This window comes from Amycolatopsis sp. NBC_01480, assembly GCF_036227205.1.
Lineage (GTDB): Bacteria > Actinomycetota > Actinomycetes > Mycobacteriales > Pseudonocardiaceae > Amycolatopsis.
This window is the reverse complement of record NZ_CP109442.1, coordinates 3,561,874-3,581,065: the sequence shown is the minus strand read 5'-3', so window position 1 is coordinate 3,581,065 and position 19,192 is coordinate 3,561,874. Positions and strand designations below refer to the sequence as shown.

Genomic DNA, 19,192 nt, shown 5'->3' with positions numbered 1-19,192 from the left:
GTGTACGCCCAACGTTCGCACGCACAGTGAAACGAGGACCACGGTTGCGCTTCGTGCCAGCACCCTCCTTTGGAACCACCCGGTTGGGGGATGGTGGATCGTCGTTGCGTGTGAGGATCATGGCTCGGGTTGGTCCGGGGAGGGGGCAGTCATTTTATTTGAATCCATAGATTCTAGATACTCCCGTCGAGCAGGAAGACTGCTTCCTTGAAACTGCGGGTGTCGTAGCGAGATGTCCTTGCGTCGGTCCGAACCGTCGAAACCGTTGAACTCGAAGAAATTCGGTCTAGTATTTCGAATGACTTGCGGCGTGTTGGGGGACGAATAAGTCCTACTGATCGGAGTCGGCGTTTTTCCCGCGCGCAGTATCGCTGCACCTTACGGGATGTCGAATCGCACCATGAAAGCAAATATGGAAGTTCCTTAACCCTAATATCGATTTACCTACGCTCCTTGGAGGCTTCCATGAAGGTGGGACTCGGCTTGCCACCACACGACCCGCTATCGCTCATCGACTGGGCGCGGCGCGCCGAAGCTGGACCATTCTCAACTCTGGGCGCACTCGATCGCGTGGTCTTCCACAACCCCGACCCCCTCATCACCCTCGCAACACTTGCTGGCGCCACAACGCGAATCCGGCTGCAGACCGAGGTTCTGCTGGCACCTCTGCGAAATACAGTACTGCTGGCAAAACAAGTGGCAAGTCTCGACCGCATGTCCGGCGGCCGGTTCGTTCTCGGCTTGGGCGTCGGCAACTATCGAGGTATACGATACGACGACTACCGTGTCGTCGGTATCGACCGCCATACGCGTGGCCGACGCCTCGACGAGCAAGTGGCTGAGATGCGTCGCATTTGGAACGGGGAGGCTTATGATGGGCACACCGGCCCCATCGGGCCACAACCTACTTGCCCAAATGGTCCCGAGATCCTTTTCGGCGCCTTTCATCCGCCTGCACTTGCACGAATCGCCCGATGGGGTGCTGGCTATCTGGCAGCCGGCCCGCCGAAGTATGTTGGCTTCTTACTCAAGGAACTTCTCGGATACTGGCGCGAGGCCGGCCGTCCTGACGCTCCGCGAGTCGTGGCCCATTGCTATGTCGCTCTAGGCTGCGAGGATGTCGTCGAGGACGCACGAGCTACCTTGACGAATTATTATGATTACACGGGCGAAGCTGACCGAATTGTCGAATACATGATCACAACTCCACAGGGCCTCCGGACGGCTATCGGACAATACGCAGATCTTGGTGTCGACGAGGTCATGTGCTACTGCTGGGGTCGCAACGTGGATCAAATAGACAGGATCGCCGATGCATTATAGGATGCCGGATGATCTGGTGGTCATGGTGCGACTGCGGGCCATGCTGGCTCGGTCGAGCCCTATGGCTTAGGTTCTACTGGGTTGGGCTGTATCTGTCCGGGCTGACAGCGGCGGTCGCCGACCCAGCGACCACTCGATCGCTGGAGTGATGGATTGGATACAGAAGGGAGGCGAACCGTCGTCGAATCTTCTACGAGATTGCGTGTCATTTTCTCAGGTCGCCGTGGTTTGCTGCTGATGGCTCTCCTTTTTACCGAGTTCGGCGGGGCTGTTCAGAGCATCGCTTACTCATCGGTGCTTCCGATCGCCGCAGCGGACTTGCATGGCACGAGCTTGTATGGAGCCACACTCGCTGCGGGATCATTCGCTCAGATACTTGTACTGGCGATCGGCCCAGCCCCGTTTTCCAGACTTCGACCTATTACTCTTTTGAGTGTGGCGACCATGCTCTACGTTCTTGGTTCTGCCTTGGCAGTCGGAGCCGTTGTGATGCCGATGATTCTCGTCGGAACCGTTGTTCGCGGCCTCGCCGGAGGTATGCTCGCCGGGTTCGGACTATCTATCCTTGGTGGATTGTTTGAGGACAAAGAGCGCACCCGCGTCTACGGCCTGTTCGCGATAATGTGGCTCTTGCCCTCAGTGATCGGACCGGTTGTCAACGCGGCGTTCACTATCGCATTTGGCTGGCGAGCCGCCCTGGTCTGGCCGGCGATATTGGTTCTTATCGGTCGTGTTCTCATTGGGAAGCAGATCGGTCTGGTTCCATGGAAGCGCAGCACGGCGACGCGTCCATCGCTCACCTGGGCTACCGCCTTGTTGGGTGGACTTGTCCTGGCAACTCTCGCTACCGTGCCTAAAGGCCGTGTTGGTATCGCCTTGTTGGCGAGCGGCTGCCTCCTTTCCATAGTCGCGAGCATGCGGATCCTTCGCATCCAAATTGGACGAGAACGGGCGCGCTTCGGCAAAGTCGTACTGCTACACCTTCTCTGTCTGTGCTATTTCGGAGGCGCCGGCATCATCTCACTCGCCGCGATCACTGGGCTCGGTCACGGCATAGTGGCCGGAACCATCGCCGTCGGAGCTGGTCTGCTCGCGTGGTCGCTTACCGGGTTCAAGCCCGAGCTCGCGGATCGATGGCTTTGGAAGCCCGAAGTTGTTGGTCTAGTACTCGTTACTCTCGGCCTGGTTATTGCGTTGCTTACGCAAACAACCATAGGTGGCACCACGGCACTGGTCGCCCTGATCGGCGGCTGGTTCGTCGCGGGGGTGGGGATGGGGATCGCATATCCCAGGTACTCGGCTTCCGCCATGGACGAGTTGCCCTCCGACAGGGTGTTCCCAGTGGCCACTGCAGTCGCGTTCTCGGAGACGTCTGCCACCGCAGTCGCCAGCTTCGTCGGCGGCGGGACCTACTCCCTCACCCGGTCGCTCGCGTTATCGCCGACCATCGCCCTGAGCTGGTCCTTTGCACTCCTCATCATCTTTGGCATCTTGTCGATGGCCCTGTACAGGAGGCTCTGGCATGTACGGATCGAATCGGATGTTGATCATTGCTGAGAACTTGCGTCATGTGGTGAGTTTGTGGAGCCGCCGGCCCAGCGCGACGGAGACAGCCATCACCGATGATCGAGTCGATCCCGCGGCGGCGCGTCCAGGTTTGTCGCTACAGGACCGCTCAGGCCCAGGGCGGCCTCGTAGGGTTTGTGCGGCTTGCCCAGCAGCGCGGCACGCGCTTGCTGGACCTCGGTTTCGACACCGAGGGTCGGGCCATGCGAGCAGCGTTGGCTAGCACGCCGCTCATCGCCTGCTCGTCGAGTGGATCGAGTGCGGGTTCGGCCGATTTGGTGCCTCTCTCGGCGGGCGCAGCGAGGTTCGACAGCCAGGTCGTTCCACGTCCGGCCGCGCGGGCAGCGCCGTAGAACTTCGTTGCTGCGGCGCCGAGGGTGAGGTCGCCAGTCTGCTGGGCCAGCCGGTGCGCGATGCAGTACACAAGGTAGTTTCACAGCGCGGCGTAGCGCTGCGGCGCCCGGCCGCCGCTTAAGGCGTCGAGCGCCTGGCGGATGGAGCCCAGGGCCCGCGACCGCTCGCCCTGCCAGATGGCCTCGCGCCTTCCCCCACAAGATTCACCTTCCTCTACACGACGACCGTTATCGAGCGGCATGGCGCCGGTCGCCACAGGACCCCGGCTGTCACCTTGACGGATCAAGTCCGCCTGTAAGACAGGCTTCGATCATTTAGGTCTATATGAACCGTACCTCCGTGGTTCTCAACCAAACTATGAAATGCTCGGTAACCGGAAAGAATTGCATACTCCCAGTCTTGAGCAGATCTCCTCGACACTTCAAGATGCGATGTCATCGCACGGCAAGCCTTGACGATCTGCGCAGGGACCATTGCGCTGGTGTGGAAGTAACTGTGCGCGCGGGCGGCAGAAAATACGTACGCGCTTACGCCCTCCTCAACGGCGATCGCACGGCCGCCGTCCTGGACCCTGTCGATATCGCGATCCGTACTGCGCTTGACTCGCAAGAGACTGCGCATCACCGGTGACCAGCCGAGCACGGCCATATAGGCGAGGTGAAACACGTCGTGATACCGGTAGTCATCGTCATCGTCACTGTTATCGTCGAGAGGGTCACCGATACCACTGGCGCCTCGGTGAATCCGCACAACAGGGACCGGCTTGGTGCCACGATCGTGCGCGAGCGTTTCGGTGAAAGTCACATCGAGCAGGCGCGGCAAGCACTCGTGTTCTGGGAGGAGTTCGTCAAATAGTGAGTGCGGAGGAGGTGTATCCGGGCGGAGGAACCTTTCCTGAGATTTCCGGACGTTGTCTTCGAGAATCTCTTCAAGGGAAAGGCCGCAGCGTCGGGCTAACGCCGTGGCGTACCAGAATAAGTCCCCCAACTCTTCGCGTACTTCTTCGGGGAACGCCCGATAGCCGGTGTGGTCGCGCTGGCGCTTCTTGTATTCGGCTACCAGGCTGCCGACCTCTCCTGCCAAGCCAAGCATGGGAAGCACCAGGTCGTCGGGCGCGAGGATGTCGGTTTCGGCAACGGCTCGCTCGTAGTCGGCCAGGTTCATCGCACTCCCATCTCGACCACCGCAGCTTGCGGCACAAAGGCGACCAGGTAGGCCATCGGCAGCCAGCAGTAGCCGCCGAGGCCCCAGTGATCGCCCCAGCTGTTTCTGATGAGCAGCCGCCGTCCGCGCCAGGGATCGGTCGCCGCGCCGACGCACAAGACGGCGTGGTAGCCGCCCACAGGAACACGGAGGTCGGGTGTCTCGACGTGACCGCCCTCGTCGGGGACCGCGAACTGCTCGGTCACCTCGACGACGAGGACGACCGGGATACCCGTCGCGAGTGCGTTCTCGAGCGGATCCTCGACCCCGTCGTGCGCGAGCGGCAGTCCGCGGACGACGGCCTTGGGCCAGGGGGGCGCGCCCGCGGCCGACGGCGGCGCCTCGGTACCGGTACCCAAGCAGGGGTTGTAGGGCCAGTCCGCGAGAGTGGGTTGCCCGAGGTCGGCCACAACGGCGCCCGCGTCGGCCAACAGCATGCCGGCATTGCCTGTCTGGCGTCGCTCGGTGCAGGCCCACCAGATCGCTTCCGGAGCACGGGGCTCGAGAGCCGAGCCGTCTCGCGACCGTGCGGCTTCGTGGCCACCGGAGACGGCGAAAGCCACGCAGAGGGGACGTGCGCCCTGAGTGATGACGACAGGGTCCAGCGACCCGCGAAGATCGACGTCGGGACGCGCCAGTGACGCGGCGAGGCGCGCGGCTCGTGCGGCGGGGCCGTGACCGGCCGCCGAGGTCGCCGTCACCGGTCCGGCTCGTTCCGTGCAGCCGGATCGTCGCCGTCGAGGCCGGGAAGATCCACCTGTAGCAGGCGGCGGCGGTTCACGACCGCCGGTCGCGGTTCGACAGTGGCCTCCACCGTGAACGTGGCGGCCGGTGAGCCGGCGGGATCGTACGGTGCCGCGTAGCGCAGCACGTACGTGAAGTGACCTTCTGTTTTCGCCTGCAGGGCAAGCCAGCGTCGCCCGGTGGCACCAATCCGCGGTGCTGGGTCCTCCGGGGGCTGCGCCGCCTCGTCTTCTGCCGCCAAGGCGGCCGGGTGGTCGTTCGCAGCGGACGGCGCGGGAACGCGACCGGCGACGACGCGGCGGTCCCGTGCGGCCTGGAGGGCGTCGCGGTCGTCACCATCCGCCTGGTGGTAGTCGAAGACGACCACCAGTTCGTCGGTATCCGAGTCGGCCGCCAGCTCGTCCATGCCTGGCCGCGGCGCTGGCGGCAACAAGGACAGCGCGGCGTTCACGTCGGCAGCCGTTCGTCGCGAGCGGAGCTCACCCGTCGCGATCACGGGTGGGGTCCTCGGGCCCGCAAATGGCGGTGGTGCGGGACGGGCTCGGACGATCGCGCGGCGTGAGTTCGCGGCCTCGTCCAGCCAGCGGAAACCGGTCGAGCGATTCTCTGGGAGCCCAATGATGATCTCGTCGTCAACCGTCACGGCGACGCTGTGGTGCATCGCCCGTTCGTCGACCGGCCAGACGTCCGCTCGCCCGTCACGAGGCCGGTGCCCGTGGGCGAGCTGGCTCTTGATCTGCAGCGGGGCCACATTCAGCAAAGCTTCCCGGACATGGCCCCCGATGAGCCGAAGGTTGCTGAACTGTCGTACGGCGGCTTCGTAGCTCACTCCCATGTCACGAGCCATCAGATAAGCCTCGACTGGGTTCGGTGGTCTGCCGGAACTTACCCCGTACCGGCTCGCAGTGCCGTAAACCAGCGACGGCGGCATCATGAAGTAAGACCCGAACAGTTGTGCGAGCCGTTCCCTTTCGAGGCTGCCGGATCCGAGCACGTCGACCTCGGTGTCGAACGCCGTGGGGTTGTGGTCGAGTACCCAATGGGCGATTTCGTGGGCTGCAGTGAAGCGCTGGATCGTCGGTGGCCGTTCGGTGGTAAGCATGATCCCGCCCTCCGGCAGCATCACCCCCAGCAACGACTCAAACGGCTGGAAGACCAGCCACAAGTCGAGCCGGCCAATCGCCGCGAAAACGTCCACCGGGCGGTCTTCGTCGACGTCCAGTTCTTTGAGCAGGCTCGCGGCTGCCTGCAGGGCCCGCCTCCGGCGGCCGACTCCCGGTGACGGGGCCATCATGGTGCTGGCGTCCCTGAGCCTGGGCGCGATCCCTGCGCGAATGAGGGCGGCGGCTGCCGGCGTCCGGTGCCCGACGGGGGACCGTCCGTGGTGGCAAGGAACTGCGCGAAGCGCAGCACCTGCTCCTTGTCTCCTTCGGAAAGTTCCGAGGTGGCACGGTACAGCGCCGAGTCGACCTCGGCAGCTGCTTCTTCCTCGCCGAGCAGCCACTGCACGCTCCGGCGGTACAGCCGCGCTAGCCGCCGCAGCTCCAGAGCCGTCACGTTGCGGCGGCCACCTTCCATCGCGACGACGCTCGTGCGGGGGATGCCGAGGACTCCGGCGACGTCGTCCTGGGTCAGTCCCAAGGTCTCCCTCCCGATCCGCAGCTGCTTTCCGACGACCTCCTGCTCGGTCGGCTCTTGGCCGGCGCCGCTGCCGGCCCGTGCATCACTGGTGTTGTCCATGGGGTCCGTTTCCTGCTCCGACAACGAAGGCGAGGGCCCAGCGGTCCTCGTGGGTGAGTGAAACCGACCAGGTGTCGAGCTGCAGTTCGAGGGCTCGTTCTTCGGCGGGACCGTGCAGCAGCAGCGTGGGCATCTGCCCTTCGGCGGCGGCGACCTCGACGTCCAGAAGACCGACTCGGCCGATGCCCCGGTTGAGCGCCTTCATCGTGGCCTCTTTCGCCGCCCACCGCGTCGCCAGCCGTTCAGGGCGGTCAGCGCAGTACTCACGCTCCGCGGCGGTCCACGAACTTTCCAGGAACTCGGTCCCGGACAGCTCGATCATCCGCTTCAGCCGTTCCACGTCGACCATGTCGACCCCGGTCCGGAGCAGTATCGCAGTCATCACGCCGCGCCCTCGGAGCGGGCCGAAGCGATCAGGGCGGCAACTCCGCGCTTGCCGCCGGCGAACGTCTCCTCGCTGTCGGCCAGCGTGGCCAGCACCGCGAGCTCGCCGACCTCGAAGCCGGTTTGCTGGGCCAGAAAAGCCAGGAGCCTGGCCAAGCCGAGCATGTTCCCGTAGGCCTTGGTGATCAGGTACTGGTGGCGGTAGACAGCGACCATGCTCAGCCTGCCATCGAGCAGCGTCAAGTCGATGTGCACGAGACACGGGAAGCCGCGTTGCCGGGTGTCGTCGGCGGCGTAGACCTGAACCCCCACGTCGTCTAGCTCGAGACGCTTGATTGCCGACAGCTCCGCCTCACCGCCGATGGCGATATCGGACAGGTTGTAGCTCCGGTTCCCCTTCCGTCGCTGGCTGCGCAAGTACTTCACCCGGGCCGCCAGCTGATTGACCCCTCCGGCTTCCTTGCCAGGCCAGCTGATCATGCGGCCGAAGTAGGTCCCTCTCGGATTGCCGTTCGCGGTGCGCAACAGGCCCAGCATCTCGCTGTACGCCTCGTAGAGGTCGTTAGCGGCAGTGTCCAGCACCTCGGACTGGCCCACGTCCAGGTCCGGTGACCAGACCAGACCGGTGTCGCGGTAGAGGTCGTGCGGGAAGATCGTGTTGGCGACCGTCTCAGCCCGTTGCACACTGGTTCCCCGGCGTTTGCCAGGCACCAGGGCCTTGTCGATCGCCGCGCGGATGGCAGCAGGCTCGGCGGACAGCGGCTCCGCCACCGTGGTAAGCACGTTCGTCCGCCGTCCGCCCTCCAAGTGGACCAGCTCCAGTGTGCGTAGCCATGCTTCGCCGATATTGTCGGCGGGTTCGACGAAGTCGCTCATGCCGCGCCCGCAGCTGCAACCGGGGCGATGGCCTGCCGGATCAGGGTGGCTACAGTGCCGACACTGCGCAGGCTCTCGTCCTCGACTTCCGAGAGCCGGACGAGATGCCGGCCGAAGGCTGTGCCGACCCTTGAAATCACCCAGACCGCAGTCATGCTGTCGAGCGCCAAAGTGCCGTCGGTGTGCTGAGTGCCCGTGGCTATCTCCTGCACCGATTGCCGCCGAAGGCACGCCAGCATGCGAAGGATTTCCTCACGGAGTTCGTCCCGGGTCATCGATTGGAGGGCGATCGGGTCCAGATCGATGGTGCTCGGCTGAGGATCGACGACGTCCGGCGCGGGGGAAACCGCGCCTGGCGACGGGAAGAACAGCGGAGCACCGGAGGTGTCCATCACGTTCTCTACCATGACACGAGTGTCGGATAACCTGACATCGAAGTCAAGGTCTCCGTCACTCGACGAGCCCGAAGTCTCCGAGCCGTGACATCAGGAAGTCCGTCGTTTCTTCCGGAGTGCCGCGAGGGACCTCCACGGTGATCGGGCCGTGGCGCTCGACAAGCCGCGCGTAGCCCTCGCGAACCGAGCCCCGGTTGAGTTCGTCTCGCTCGTACGGCGTGGCGAAGAGGAAGACGATGTCGGCAGGTTGCCCGGACCAGATCGCGTCGATCATCTCGAAGAAGACTGCCTCGCTGATACCCGACTCCGCGAGGCTCCCGCCGTACCAGCCGTAGGCGACGGTCGACCACCACCAACGGTCCAGCACCACGCCGTTTTGCCGGCGCGCGTCGACCAACGTGGCGATGTTCTCCGCGTGGCAAGCCATGTGCAACAGCTGGCGCGCCAGCGGTGATGTGATCTGATCCTGTTCGGTGACGTGGTAGATGCGCTCCGTCAGCGTCGTGAAGCCAGAGGGCATATGTGCGAAGGTCGGGCGCGGATCAGCCCAGTTCTGGGCGCGAAGTCGCTGGATCTGCGTGGACTTTACCGCTGCGATCCAGCCCTTCCAGGACCACGAGGCATCCGGGGCGCAAGCGCGGTGTCATTTGTTCTCCCCGCTGCCACCGTCAGGGTCAGGTCCGCAGGCCCCACTTCGGCGGGAACCACGCTCCGACCGGTTCGCGTACCGGTTCGAAGAGCTGCTTGATCCGGCTGCGACCGCTGTGACCCGCAATTTCAGGATGAGCCACGCGGGCATACTTGTCCACTTCGCAAAAGAGGTTCTGACAGTCCACCAGCTGCAGCGGGCGGCCGAACAAGCCTGCGAAGGCGAGACCCAAGCGCTCGAACTGCTCCTGCTGGTGATCGGCCATGTAGCTGATGATGTCGGCTTCGATGCCGTCCGAGGCCGGACCGAAGCACTTGCGGATGCCATCGCGGGCGCCCGGCCCGGGAACCACGAACTCCATCTCGTCGAAGTCGAAGACCGCGGAGTAGTTCAGATCGATCGCGAACTGGTAGCCGAGGAAGTTTCCCATCGCCGGGAAGGACTGCAGGAGCTCGAACGCGGTCCGTAGCGACCCGCCGTCGGCGATCCGGTCGCCCAGGTCGCTGGTCATCATCAGCTCCAGTAGCCGCAAGTGGTTGCTGTGCTTCCGGTCCGCTTCAAGCCTCGGGGGCGGCACGACGTAGGCGGCGGAGTAGAGCTTGTGACCACTGGCGAACGCGCGGCTAAGCACCTCGTCGTACGCAGAGTGGTCGAAGTTCTCCCATGAGACCTCGCCGAAAGCATCCCGGAGCAGCTCCCATGTCGACACGCGGTTGAACAGCTTGAACAACAGCGTGCGGAAGACCACTTCTTCCAGTTGCTGTGAGCCTTCGTACGACACGTGACGGATCAGGTACTGGCTGACCCGGTCCGCAGCGCGGTAGCAGTTGGTGAACCGGTGACGCAGCAGGATCGGGTCGTCGGTCCACGGGCCGGCCTCGCCAGCCAGCCGGGAGAGGTAGACGGCTTGCCGCTTCGCCGCGAACCGCCAGTAAGTGTCGAACACCGCAGTGGGGCGCAGGGCGCGCCCGGCGATCCGGATTTCCGGATGGTCCGCTCGCGAGTCCTCGGTGGACGCCGCCGGAAACGGCAGCGCCGGTTGGTTTCTCGCGACCGTGACTGCAGATCCCATGACCCGAGCGCCTCCGTATCCCGACGTGACGCGATTCGCGTCACGCGTCACACTACACTCGTGAGCGACGAAACGGTGCGCACCCGGTCGTCGGCCGTGTTCGGCAACCGCTACGTCGCCGATGTCGTGGCCGCGATCGTGGGGCTGGCCGCAGAACCGGAGATCGGCGTTACTGTTCGGATGATCGCCCAGCGTGCGGGCCTGACCGACAACCTGGTGCGCCCGGTGGTGAAGCGCCTGGTCGAAGCGGGCCTCCTGGTACCGCACCAACAACTGCGCCCGCGAGGCCCCAGCTACCACCGCGTCCGGATCGACCTGCCGCTGTGGCAGGCCCTGGAGCAGACTTGCCGATTCTTGGGTAATCAGTGAAGGGCACTTGCACGCCGAGGCGGCGAAACAACGCCGCTCCTAACAGGTGGTCGATGCGCTGTGACACTGTTACCGCGCGAGTGACTCCGGTGTGACCGCGACGGTATGCGAATTGGGCTGGCGCAGACACATCGGCGAGGTCGTCGACCAGTGGCATCGCGACCACGAGAACCCGTGCTGCGCGTCTGATCGCCACTGATCTTCCATCAGGTCAGCGGTGCGGTGATCCTGCTGGGCAGCGGTGTCGCCGAACGCGACGCCGGCGCCGAGGCTAAGGCCCTGCCGCTGGATCGAGCGGGCCCCTGCGCCCCACTTCCCCGATACTGGGCAGGGCCATCAACACCCCGCAGCACCGACGAAGCCTTCCTATCGTCATCTGCACCGAAGGCATACGGGTAGCGGAGGAGGAACGTGGTGGGCACGCCGAGGCAGGTGGACACCGGGCGGAGGCCGAATCGCTTCGTTGACCTGCCGGACGCGCTCAACGGGAGTGTGCAGCACGCGCGACACTGCCGCGTGCCAACTTGATGCCGTGCTCGCCGACGTGCGCGCCACGGTGTCCGCCCTCCGATCTCGCCTGGCACGGACCGCCGCCGCGCAGGAGGGTGGCGCAATGGCGCGCTCAAGCCTGCACGAGCAGGCCCGAGGTTGTTCACCAAGACGGACTGTCCCTGTCGGCGCGACAGCCTACGGGACCTGCCGCAGCGATTGTGCTGACTGTCCCCGGTGCCGCGACTTCGACTGCGAGGTGCGCCTGCCGGCGGTGATCACTCCGCCCACCGCCGCCGCGTTGGACGCGGCGGCGGGCAGGCCAGCCGACGAGGTCTACGACATCGCCGAGCAAACTTCCTTGGCTGGTGATGGATCGGTCGTCGGCGCGGCCGTCCCACCTTGCGTGGCCGACTGTGGCCCGTGGTTCTTGCGCCTTTATGCACGCGCCTTCGACGACCTGGTCTCGGACCTGCTGCTGGTCGCGTAGCGGCACTCCGACACCGAGGACCAGACCCGCCGCTGGATCGAGCAGACCCTGTCTGCCTCCGTGATGCCGGACTGGGTGCACCAGCGCCAGTACGGCGCGGCGAGTGCGTTTCTGATCACGTTTGCGATTCTGCAAGTCGAATCGCCCCTCAGCCCGGCATGCCGAACCGGGCAAAATCACGATTCCTTGTTACCGGCGAAATTCCCGAACCGAAACTGAGTAAAGAAATGGTTCTTCTTCGGATGCGCATTTCAATTCCTGTCTGGCGTACGAGCTACCCCCGGCTATCGTCGCCCGGGTCGTTGAAGAGAGCGTCGAGCTCGTCGGCAGCATCCTCATCGTCCAAGGGCAACGCGTCAGCATAGTTACGCAGAGTCGTAGACGGATCTCGGTGGCGCAGCCTAGCGGCGGCTTTCAGGATCTTGCCCTGGGCCACGAGATAGGTGCCCACGGTGTGCCGAAGCCGATGCAACTGAGCAGCCGGCAGCCCTGCCTCGTTCCGCAGTCGCTCGAACCGGTGTCCGAGGCTGCTCGGCTGAATCGGCGCGTGCCGGTCCGGCCTGGCGGCAAACAGCCATGAACCGGACACGTCACCGGCCAGCGGGTGGTCCCGCCAGGCGCGAACGTGGTCGTGCCAGCACCGTGCCGTAGTTGCTCCGAGGGTGAGGCGACCTCGCGAGTGGGTCTTGGTCGGGCCGATCATTGCATCCTTTGCGGCACGCTCGATCGACAGCACCCGCCCTTCCAGATCGTCCACCCGCAGCGCCGCCAACTCACCGCGGCGAGCTCCGGAGTCTGCAGCCAGCCTCACCAGTAGTTCATCCTGTTCCGCATGGAACAAGTCCAAAGCTCGCTGCCGTGACATCGGCCGCTCGAGTAACCGAGCCGCGGCAGCGAGCCGCTGCCGATCGGCCGCGGCAAACAGCTGCCGCACCTGCGGCGGGGGCAGGTGCTTACGGGGATACGGCCGCGGTGGCGACCGCATTCCGACCAGCGGATCCGAGCCCAGGAGCCGCTCACACACGCCCCAGGTGATCGCCGAATGCAGCACGTGGAACCGGGCGGACAAGGTCGACGGCGTGGCACCGGCCGCGGCCCAGCGCGCCAGCGCCGTTTCCAGGACTGCCGGCGTCAGCCGGTCCAACCAGCAGCGCGCCAACCGATCCCGCCGCAGATCACGAAGTACGCCACCGTAGGTCCGCAGCGTGGTCGGGCTCCAACGATGCGGCGCACTCTCGAACCGGTCCAGCAATTGCTCCACTGTCAGCCGATCGCCACGCTCAACGCACACACGGCGGACGCCGTGATCGGCGACCAGCTCAGCTTGCCGCTCGGCGGCGTAGTCCTCGTCCCCGTGGATGGTGAAGGACCGCTGCTTGCTTCGACCGGTCAGCGGGTGTGTGCCGACGACGACGCGGATCTCCCACACACCCGGCGAACGCTCACGCCGCGTACCTGAGCCACGCGGTTGTCGCTGCCTGGCATCCCTATCTGACCTGGTCATCCCTACACCGCTAGAGATCGAAGTAGGGACAGGCTAAACGCAGAACAAGCCCAGCGCCTCTCGAAAGAGGTACTGGGCCTGCGTCTTGCTGTCTCAACCAGACGTGCGCCCGAAGGGATTCGAACCCCTGACCTTCTGATCCGTAGTCAGATGCTCTATCCAGCTGAGCTACGGGCGCGTGTTCAGTTGTAATCTAGCACCTGCCGAAACAGGCACCAGCGGAGGCTCCGGGATTTGAACCCGGGAGGGGGGGTTACCCCCAACCGCATTAGCAGTGCGGCGCCATAGACCAGACTAGGCGAAGCCTCCTGGGCCGAAACGACCACTGCCCAGATAGGTTACACACCCCCCGTAACCCCACCGTAGGCACCCCCCCGCACGTGGTGGATCACCGGCGCAGCAGGTGCCGCAGCCAGGGCGAACGGCCGCCGAGGCCCTCGGCTTCGAAGGTGGCGATGCCGACGCGCGGGAGTTCCCGGACGCCGGGGTACACCAGGTAACGCGGCACCCAGCGCGGCTGGAACTTGGCGTTGAACCGGTACAGGCTCTCGATCTGGATCCAGCGCGAGAAGAAGTGCAGGACCTTCGCCGAGATGCGCGCGACCGGGCCGGCGCCGATGCGCTGGCCCTGCTCCATCAGGGAGCGGAACGCCGCGAAGTTCAGCGACACCTGCGTGATGCCGTGCTCACGCGAGTAGAGCAGCAGCTCGGAGATCATCAGCTCGTTCACGCCGTTGTCGGCCGTGCGGTCGCGGCGCATGACGTCCAGCGAGAGGCCGTGGGCGCCCCACGGCACGAACTGCAGCACCCCGCGCACGCGCCCGCCCTGCTCGGCCGTCACGATCACCGAGCCGGGGTCGCCCATGCGGCCCAGCGCCATCGAAAAGCCGCGCTCGGTCTCCGTGCCGCGCCAGTTCGCGGCCAGCAGCACCAGCTCGTCCAGCTCGCCGGGGCGCAGGTCCTCGCTCCGGCGCACCAGCACCTTGTACCCCGCGCGCTTGGTCCGCGACGCCGCCTGCCGGACGCCGCGCATGATCCGGCCGTCCAGGGTGAAGTCCGCGGCGTCGACCACGGCCTCGTCGCCGATTTCCAGCACCTCGAGGCCGTAGCGCGCCCACACCGTCGCGCCCAGTTCGGACGCGCCCATCGCGGCCGGCACCCAGGCGTTGCGCTTGCAGATCTCCAGGTACTCCTCGATCGCGCCCGGCCACGCCTCGTGATCGCCCAGCGGATCGGCCGAGGTCAGCGCGACGCCCGCGATCACGCGGTAGGTCACGGCCGCCTTGCCCGACTTCGAGAACACCGCGAACTTGTCCCGCCGCAACGCGAAGTAGCCCAGTGAGTCGCGCTCGCCGTGCTCCTGCAGCAACGCCTGCAGCCGCGCCAGCTCGTCGTCGGACAGGCGCGGCGCCGGCTCCGCGGAACGCAGCAGGAAGTACGCCGAAACCAGCACCGCCGCGATGCTGAACAGCAGCCCGATGGCCGCCGAGAGGTCCTCCAGCCACAGCCCGTGGAACACCGCGGGCCCGCTCACGCCCACCAGCGCCAGCCCCGACTGCGCGAGCCGGTCCGGGAAGCCCAGCGGGTCGAGCATCTTGCCCGACGCCACCGAAAGCAGCAGGACGTTGATCACGAACCCCGCCAGCAGCAGCTGCACGAACACCCGCACGGCGCGCCAGCGGCCCGTGGTCGGGTCCGGCTCCGCGACGAAGTAACGGCGCGTGGCGATCAGCCCGGCGAGCAGGACCACGGACACCACACCGACGCCGAAAACGTGCTTGAGCCCCAGGTGCGAAAGGGTCAGCAGCACCGCGAAGCCCACGGCCAGCTGCCACGCGCGGCGCTTGCGCCGACGCAGGCCGGCGGCGAGCAGGATCAGCAGCACCCCGGTGACGATCGCGACGGTCGCCGCCGCCACCGTCGCCTCCTGCGGCAGCTCCAGCCATTCGGCCAGGTGCCCGCGCAGGTTACGGCCCGAGGGCACCACCACGGAGACGATCGTGAGCAGGCCGGTCAGCCTGGTCACCCACGTGATCGCGACGACGGACGTGACCCCTGCCACCTGCCAGGTGTGCTGCGCGCGTGTCCCCGTCACCACGCTTGCAACACGTACGGCCGAGCCATGCTTCCCCCGTCTTCGTCACTCCCCCCAGAGTAACTTCTTCACCGGTACCTCACACTTTCTTATCGTTCAACGTACGGGGAACGGGGGCCGCCACGGCGGTCCGATCAGGTACATGTCACAGAAGTGCGTTCGCCGGGTCGGCGGAGTGCTGGGGTGACGGGCCTCAGCGCAGGTGGGCATCGAACCAGTCGAGGGTGCGCTGCCAGGCCTCTTCCGCCGCGCCGGGGTCGGCGTCGAAGCGGTGGTTCGCGCCCGCATAGCGGACGACGTTGGTGGCAACTTTCGCCGACGCCGCGGCATCGCGCAGCTGCTCGACCTCGGCGCCGCCCGCTTCGTCACCGGCGTCGCCGTACATGCCGAGCCACGGGCTCGTGACGTGACCGGCGATCTCCAGCAGCCGCGGTAGCTCCGTGACGCGCTGCCCGCCGACGCTCACCGCCGCCCCGAGTCGTCGATGCGAAGCGACGAGCAGCGCCGCCGTCCCGCCGAGATCGAACCCGACGACGCCGCGAAGGTCCGCCTCGACGCCGCGTTCGAGCAGCCATTCGAGTGTGATGTCGGTCGCGTCGAGGAGATCCTGCTGTGTCAGTCCTTCGCTGCCGTCGATGTGCGGCGTGACGGTGAGCCAGCCTTCGCCGGCGAGGCTCGCGACGAGCAGCAGCACGCCGTCGGTGACGCCGTTGCCTTCGTGCAGGACAACGAGGCCGCCGCGCAGGGCGCGCTCGGGCTCCGCGAACGTCAGGCGCAGCGTGCGGCCGTCGGTACGCTGGTAATCCACGGTGCTCGTCGACGTCATCACCTCACTCAATCACCTCCAGGTGAACGTTGGGAACCTTTCTGGATCGGCCGCGGCGAGATACGGTGGCGAAGTTGTCCGCCAGAACCGAGGAGAACCGACGATGCCGTCCCTCGCCCCCCGCCCGGATCTCGAATCGTTGCCCAAGTACGTCCCCGGCCGGACGATCGTCGGTGCGATCAAGCTGGCGAGCAACGAGGTCCCCGGCGGCCCGCTGCCCAGCGTGCGGGCCGCGATCACCGAAGCGATGGGCGACGTCAACCGGTATCCGGACAGCGGTTCGCAGGCTCTGCGCGAGCGGCTCGCGACGGACCTGGACGTGCCGATCGACCGTCTCGCCGTCGGCTGCGGCTCGGTTTCCCTGTGCCAGCAGCTGATCCAGGCCGTCTGCGGGCCGGGCGACGAGGCGATGTTCGCGTGGCGCTCCTTCGAGGCGTACCCGATCGTCACGCAGGTGGCGCACGCGGTCGGCGTGAAAATCCCGCTGACCGACGGATACGGCCTTGATCTCGACGCGATGCTGGCCGCGATCACGGACCGGACGAAGCTGATCTTCGTCTGCAATCCCAACAATCCCACCGGCACCGTGCTGCACCGCGACGAGATCCAGCGCTTCATCGAGGCCGTGCCCGAGCACGTGCTCGTGGTGCTGGACGAGGCGTACAAGGAATTCGTCACCGACACCGAGGTGCCGGACGGCGTCGAGTTCACGCGCACGTACGACAACGTGGCTGTGCTGCGGACTTTCTCGAAGGCGTACGGCCTCGCCGGCCTCCGCATCGGTTACGCCGTCGCGTCCGCCCCGATCGCCGAAGCCCTGCGACAGGTCTACGTGGCCTTCTCGGTGAACGCCATCGCGCAGGTCGCTGCCATCGCGTCCCTAGATGCCGCTGACGAGTTGCTCGAGCGCTGCCAGGAAATCATCACCGAGCGCGAACGCGTGCGAAACTCGTTGCTGGGCATGGGTTACGACATCCCGCCCACGCAGGCCAACTTCGTCTGGTTCCCCCTCGCCGACCGCACGGTCGCCTTCTCCGAGCACATGCTCGACCGCAAACTCATCGTCCGCCCCTTCCCCGGCGACGGCGCGCGCGTCACGATCGGCACCCCTGAGGAGAACGACCTGTTCTTGGCCGCGGCTCGCGAATTCCTTTCCTGACTGGGGTTTCCGGCTCGGCGGGTTGAGCGGATCAGCCGGCTGGGCAGGTTGGTTGGGTTGACCGGCCGAGCAGGGTTGGTTGGGTTAGGCGAGCCGGGCGGGGTCGGCCGGGCGAGCTGGCCGGGTTGAGCTGGCCGGGCGGCCGGATTAGGCGAACCGGGTGGGGCCGGGCTGCCGGGTTAGGCGGGCTGGCTGGGTTAGGCCGGGCTGGCGGAGTTGGTTGAGCGGGTTGGCCAGGGCCGACCGGCCGAGCCGAGCAGATTGGTTGGACTGCGCGGGCCCCGGGCTGACCGGCCGGGTTCGGCGAGCTGGCCGGATTGAGCCAGCCGGGCGGGTTGGTTGAGCAGGTTGGCCGGGCGAGTTGGCCAGGCGAAGCAAGTTGGTCTGGCCTGCCGGGCCTGCCGGGCCTGCCGGGCCTGCCGGGCCTGCCGGGCCTGCCGGGCCTGCCGGGCCTGCCGGGCCTGCCGGGCCTGCCGGGCCTGCCGGGCCTGCCGGGCCTGCCGGGCCTGCCGGGCCTGCCGGGCCTGCCGGGAACGGTGCTACTTCAGAAGAAGCTGGACCACAGCAGCGATCCCGATCACCACGATCACCCCGCGCAGCACCGTCGGCGATAGGCGGCGGCCGATCTTCGCACCCAGCTGGCCGCCGATGGTCGACCCGACGGCCAGCAGCCCGATCACCGGCCAGCTCACCGGGGCGACGATCGCGTAGATCAGCCCGGCGACGACGTTGATGACGGCCGAGAGCGAGTTCTTGACCCCGTTCAGGCGCTGCATCGGTTCCGTCAGCAGCATTCCCATCACGGCCATCATCATCACGCCCTGCGCGGCGGTGAAGTACCCGCCGTAGATGCCGATCAGGAACAACAGCCCCATCAGCAACGGACCGCCACGATGCGCGGCACCGCTCACCGTCGCGGTGACCCCGCGCGCCCCACTCCCAGCCGACGCCGCGACCGAGTTGCCGCTCAGGTCAACCGCGCCTTTGGCGCCAACATTGTCTGAGCCAGCGGCACCGGCGCTTGCTGCGGCGTTCCCGCCAGCGGCACCTGCGCCACCGGAGCCAGCGGCATCGGTACCAGCGGCATTTGCGCCGCCGGGGCCAGCGCTCCCACCGGCAGCGCCTGTGCCACCCGAACCGGCGGCACCGGAGTCAGCGTCAGCACCGGCGGTCTCTGCGCCACCGGCGACCGTCTCGGCGTTGGCGTTGGCCTCGCGGCGTTTCTGGATCCACTTCGACATCCGGGGCTGCACGATGACCAGCACGACGGCCAGCCCGACCAGCACCGGCACGATCGTCTCGAACGCGTCCTTCGGCAGGGTCAGCAGAAGCACCGTGCCGCAGATCGCGCCGAAGAACGACGCCACCGCGAAGCGGATCACTTGTGGCCAGTAGCCGGTGAGTTCGTGGCGGTAGCCGTACGCGCCGCTGATCGTCCCGGGCGCGAGGCCGACGGCGTTCGACGTGGTCGCCGTCAGCGGCGAGTACCCCAGCGCGACAAGCACCGGGAAGGTCACCAGCGTCCCGGACCCCACGACGGCGTTGATGCTGCCCGCCCAGACTCCCGCGACGAAAATGATCACCGCGTGCCACCACGTCATAAAGCGCTCACCCCGGGACGATAGGCACCCCAGCCCGCCACCGCGACGCAGATGTGTCTGGACGAACACGCCCAGTCTCACTCACCGGCGTGCTTCGAACGCCGCCGAAGTCACTCGCTCCGCAGCTCCATCGCCCTCGGCCACCAGCGCCCGAAAGCTGCCCGCCCAGGCGGCTCGACCCAGCCGAGGCCACTGGCCCGGCGGCTCAACCCGGCCGAACCAGCCACTCCGCAGCGCGACCCGGCCGAAGCTGGTCACCTCACCAGCCCGAGCCAGTCGAAGCCCTGCCGCCACACGGCCCAAGTCAGCCGAAGCCACTCACCACCCTCGGCCCGGCCCGGCCGGGCCGGGCC

The 19,192-nt window shown here is 66.4% G+C and carries 19 protein-coding genes and 2 tRNA genes; 5 read left to right on the top strand and 16 right to left on the bottom strand.

Annotated elements, in window-relative coordinates; translation table 11 throughout:
* The first annotated feature begins 465 nt into the window (after positions 1 to 465).
* Positions 466 to 1,323 (top strand): LLM class flavin-dependent oxidoreductase, encoded by an 858-nt coding sequence (locus OG371_RS17030; protein ID WP_329070347.1) that lies wholly within the window; start codon positions 466 to 468, stop codon positions 1,321 to 1,323.
* A gap of 237 nt (positions 1,324 to 1,560) precedes the next feature.
* The gene (locus OG371_RS17025; protein WP_329073122.1) at positions 1,561 to 2,880 is read left to right on the top strand and encodes an MFS transporter; all 1,320 of its coding nucleotides are present in this window, start codon (positions 1,561 to 1,563) and stop codon (positions 2,878 to 2,880) included.
* A 442-nt stretch (positions 2,881 to 3,322) separates the two neighbouring features.
* On the opposite strand, the gene OG371_RS17020 is transcribed toward OG371_RS17025, so the two are convergent.
* The 10 genes from OG371_RS17020 to OG371_RS16975 all read right to left on the bottom strand — a co-directional run bounded on the left by OG371_RS17020 (position 3,323) and on the right by OG371_RS16975 (position 10,306).
* The gene (locus tag OG371_RS17020) at positions 3,323 to 3,499 is read right to left on the bottom strand and encodes a hypothetical protein (RefSeq protein WP_329070345.1); all 177 of its coding nucleotides are present in this window, start codon (positions 3,497 to 3,499) and stop codon (positions 3,323 to 3,325) included.
* A gap of 26 nt (positions 3,500 to 3,525) precedes the next feature.
* Positions 3,526 to 4,407, bottom strand: coding sequence for a nucleoside triphosphate pyrophosphohydrolase family protein (locus OG371_RS17015; protein WP_329070343.1), 882 nt, complete (start codon positions 4,405 to 4,407; stop codon positions 3,526 to 3,528).
* Positions 4,404 to 5,147, bottom strand: a complete 744-nt coding sequence (locus OG371_RS17010; protein ID WP_329070340.1) for a C1 family peptidase — start codon at positions 5,145 to 5,147, stop codon at positions 4,404 to 4,406. Before OG371_RS17010 ends, OG371_RS17015 begins: the two co-directional genes overlap by 4 nt.
* Positions 5,144 to 6,484 carry an ImmA/IrrE family metallo-endopeptidase gene (locus OG371_RS17005; RefSeq protein ID WP_329070338.1) on the bottom strand — a complete coding sequence of 447 codons (1,341 nt, stop codon included), beginning with the start codon at positions 6,482 to 6,484 and terminating at the stop codon, positions 5,144 to 5,146. Before OG371_RS17005 ends, OG371_RS17010 begins: the two co-directional genes overlap by 4 nt.
* On the bottom strand, positions 6,481 to 6,930 hold the full coding sequence (locus OG371_RS17000; protein WP_329070336.1) for a helix-turn-helix transcriptional regulator: 450 nt from the start codon (positions 6,928 to 6,930) through the stop codon (positions 6,481 to 6,483). The genes OG371_RS17005 and OG371_RS17000 overlap by 4 nt, the downstream gene beginning before the upstream one ends.
* Complete coding sequence (gene acpS / locus OG371_RS16995) at positions 6,914 to 7,312, bottom strand: holo-ACP synthase (protein ID WP_329070333.1); 399 nt, start codon at positions 7,310 to 7,312, stop codon at positions 6,914 to 6,916. Before acpS ends, OG371_RS17000 begins: the two co-directional genes overlap by 17 nt.
* Positions 7,312 to 8,190, bottom strand: coding sequence for a hypothetical protein (locus tag OG371_RS16990; protein WP_329070332.1), 879 nt, complete (start codon positions 8,188 to 8,190; stop codon positions 7,312 to 7,314). Before OG371_RS16990 ends, acpS begins: the two co-directional genes overlap by 1 nt.
* Entirely contained in the window at positions 8,187 to 8,597 is a 411-nt protein-coding gene (locus OG371_RS16985) for an acyl carrier protein (RefSeq protein WP_329070330.1), read from the bottom strand. The genes OG371_RS16990 and OG371_RS16985 overlap by 4 nt, the downstream gene beginning before the upstream one ends.
* Before the next feature lie 43 nt (positions 8,598 to 8,640).
* On the bottom strand, positions 8,641 to 9,159 hold the full coding sequence (locus tag OG371_RS16980; protein ID WP_329073119.1) for a hypothetical protein: 519 nt from the start codon (positions 9,157 to 9,159) through the stop codon (positions 8,641 to 8,643).
* 100 nt (positions 9,160 to 9,259) lie between these two features.
* A complete protein-coding gene (locus OG371_RS16975) occupies positions 9,260 to 10,306 on the bottom strand; it encodes a nucleotide kinase domain-containing protein (protein WP_329070328.1) in 1,047 nt (348 codons plus the stop codon).
* Positions 10,307 to 10,366: 60 nt separating this feature from the next.
* Here OG371_RS16975 and OG371_RS16970 point away from each other — a divergent pair, with 60 nt between their 5' ends.
* The gene (locus OG371_RS16970; protein WP_329070326.1) at positions 10,367 to 10,675 is read left to right on the top strand and encodes a hypothetical protein; all 309 of its coding nucleotides are present in this window, start codon (positions 10,367 to 10,369) and stop codon (positions 10,673 to 10,675) included.
* Positions 10,676 to 11,438: 763 nt separating this feature from the next.
* Positions 11,439 to 11,654 (top strand): hypothetical protein, encoded by a 216-nt coding sequence (locus OG371_RS16965; protein WP_329070323.1) that lies wholly within the window; start codon positions 11,439 to 11,441, stop codon positions 11,652 to 11,654.
* 274 nt (positions 11,655 to 11,928) lie between these two features.
* On the opposite strand, the gene OG371_RS16960 is transcribed toward OG371_RS16965, so the two are convergent.
* From OG371_RS16960 to OG371_RS16940, 5 genes are all read right to left on the bottom strand, one after another.
* The gene (locus OG371_RS16960) at positions 11,929 to 13,083 is read right to left on the bottom strand and encodes a tyrosine-type recombinase/integrase (protein WP_329070321.1); all 1,155 of its coding nucleotides are present in this window, start codon (positions 13,081 to 13,083) and stop codon (positions 11,929 to 11,931) included.
* A gap of 179 nt (positions 13,084 to 13,262) precedes the next feature.
* Positions 13,263 to 13,336 (bottom strand) — tRNA-Arg (locus OG371_RS16955).
* A gap of 41 nt (positions 13,337 to 13,377) precedes the next feature.
* Positions 13,378 to 13,467: transfer RNA gene (locus OG371_RS16950), tRNA-Ser, on the bottom strand.
* A 79-nt stretch (positions 13,468 to 13,546) separates the two neighbouring features.
* Positions 13,547 to 15,256, bottom strand: a complete 1,710-nt coding sequence (locus tag OG371_RS16945; RefSeq protein WP_329070319.1) for a phosphatidylglycerol lysyltransferase domain-containing protein — start codon at positions 15,254 to 15,256, stop codon at positions 13,547 to 13,549.
* A gap of 190 nt (positions 15,257 to 15,446) precedes the next feature.
* Entirely contained in the window at positions 15,447 to 16,079 is a 633-nt protein-coding gene (locus OG371_RS16940) for a dienelactone hydrolase family protein (protein ID WP_329070316.1), read from the bottom strand.
* A gap of 103 nt (positions 16,080 to 16,182) precedes the next feature.
* Between OG371_RS16940 and hisC the strand changes: the two genes are divergently transcribed.
* Positions 16,183 to 17,238: a histidinol-phosphate transaminase gene (hisC, locus tag OG371_RS16935; RefSeq protein WP_329070314.1), complete on the top strand. Its 1,056-nt coding sequence runs from the start codon at positions 16,183 to 16,185 to the stop codon at positions 17,236 to 17,238.
* A 539-nt stretch (positions 17,239 to 17,777) separates the two neighbouring features.
* Here hisC and OG371_RS47415 read toward each other — a convergent pair.
* Positions 17,778 to 18,839 carry a sulfite exporter TauE/SafE family protein gene (locus OG371_RS47415; protein ID WP_442876118.1) on the bottom strand — a complete coding sequence of 354 codons (1,062 nt, stop codon included), beginning with the start codon at positions 18,837 to 18,839 and terminating at the stop codon, positions 17,778 to 17,780.
* Positions 18,840 to 19,192: the final 353 nt, after the last annotated feature.

Bases quoted from the DNA above. Each gene is read 5' to 3' on its own strand.
- OG371_RS17030 (WP_329070347.1), top strand. From the start codon at position 466: ATGAAGGTGGGACTCGGCTTGCCACCACACGACCCGCTATCGCTCATC.
- hisC (WP_329070314.1), top strand. From the start codon at position 16,183: ATGCCGTCCCTCGCCCCCCGCCCGGATCTCGAATCGTTGCCCAAGTAC.
- OG371_RS17005 (WP_329070338.1), bottom strand. From the start codon at position 6,484: ATGATGGCCCCGTCACCGGGAGTCGGCCGCCGGAGGCGGGCCCTGCAG.
- OG371_RS17025 (WP_329073122.1), top strand. From the start codon at position 1,561: ATGGCTCTCCTTTTTACCGAGTTCGGCGGGGCTGTTCAGAGCATCGCT.
- OG371_RS17015 (WP_329070343.1), bottom strand. From the start codon at position 4,407: ATGAACCTGGCCGACTACGAGCGAGCCGTTGCCGAAACCGACATCCTC.
- OG371_RS17000 (WP_329070336.1), bottom strand. From the start codon at position 6,930: ATGGACAACACCAGTGATGCACGGGCCGGCAGCGGCGCCGGCCAAGAG.
- acpS (WP_329070333.1), bottom strand. From the start codon at position 7,312: ATGACTGCGATACTGCTCCGGACCGGGGTCGACATGGTCGACGTGGAA.
- OG371_RS47415 (WP_442876118.1), bottom strand. From the start codon at position 18,839: ATGACGTGGTGGCACGCGGTGATCATTTTCGTCGCGGGAGTCTGGGCG.
- OG371_RS16940 (WP_329070316.1), bottom strand. From the start codon at position 16,079: ATGACGTCGACGAGCACCGTGGATTACCAGCGTACCGACGGCCGCACG.
- OG371_RS16990 (WP_329070332.1), bottom strand. From the start codon at position 8,190: ATGAGCGACTTCGTCGAACCCGCCGACAATATCGGCGAAGCATGGCTA.
- OG371_RS16975 (WP_329070328.1), bottom strand. From the start codon at position 10,306: ATGGGATCTGCAGTCACGGTCGCGAGAAACCAACCGGCGCTGCCGTTT.
- OG371_RS16985 (WP_329070330.1), bottom strand. From the start codon at position 8,597: ATGGTAGAGAACGTGATGGACACCTCCGGTGCTCCGCTGTTCTTCCCG.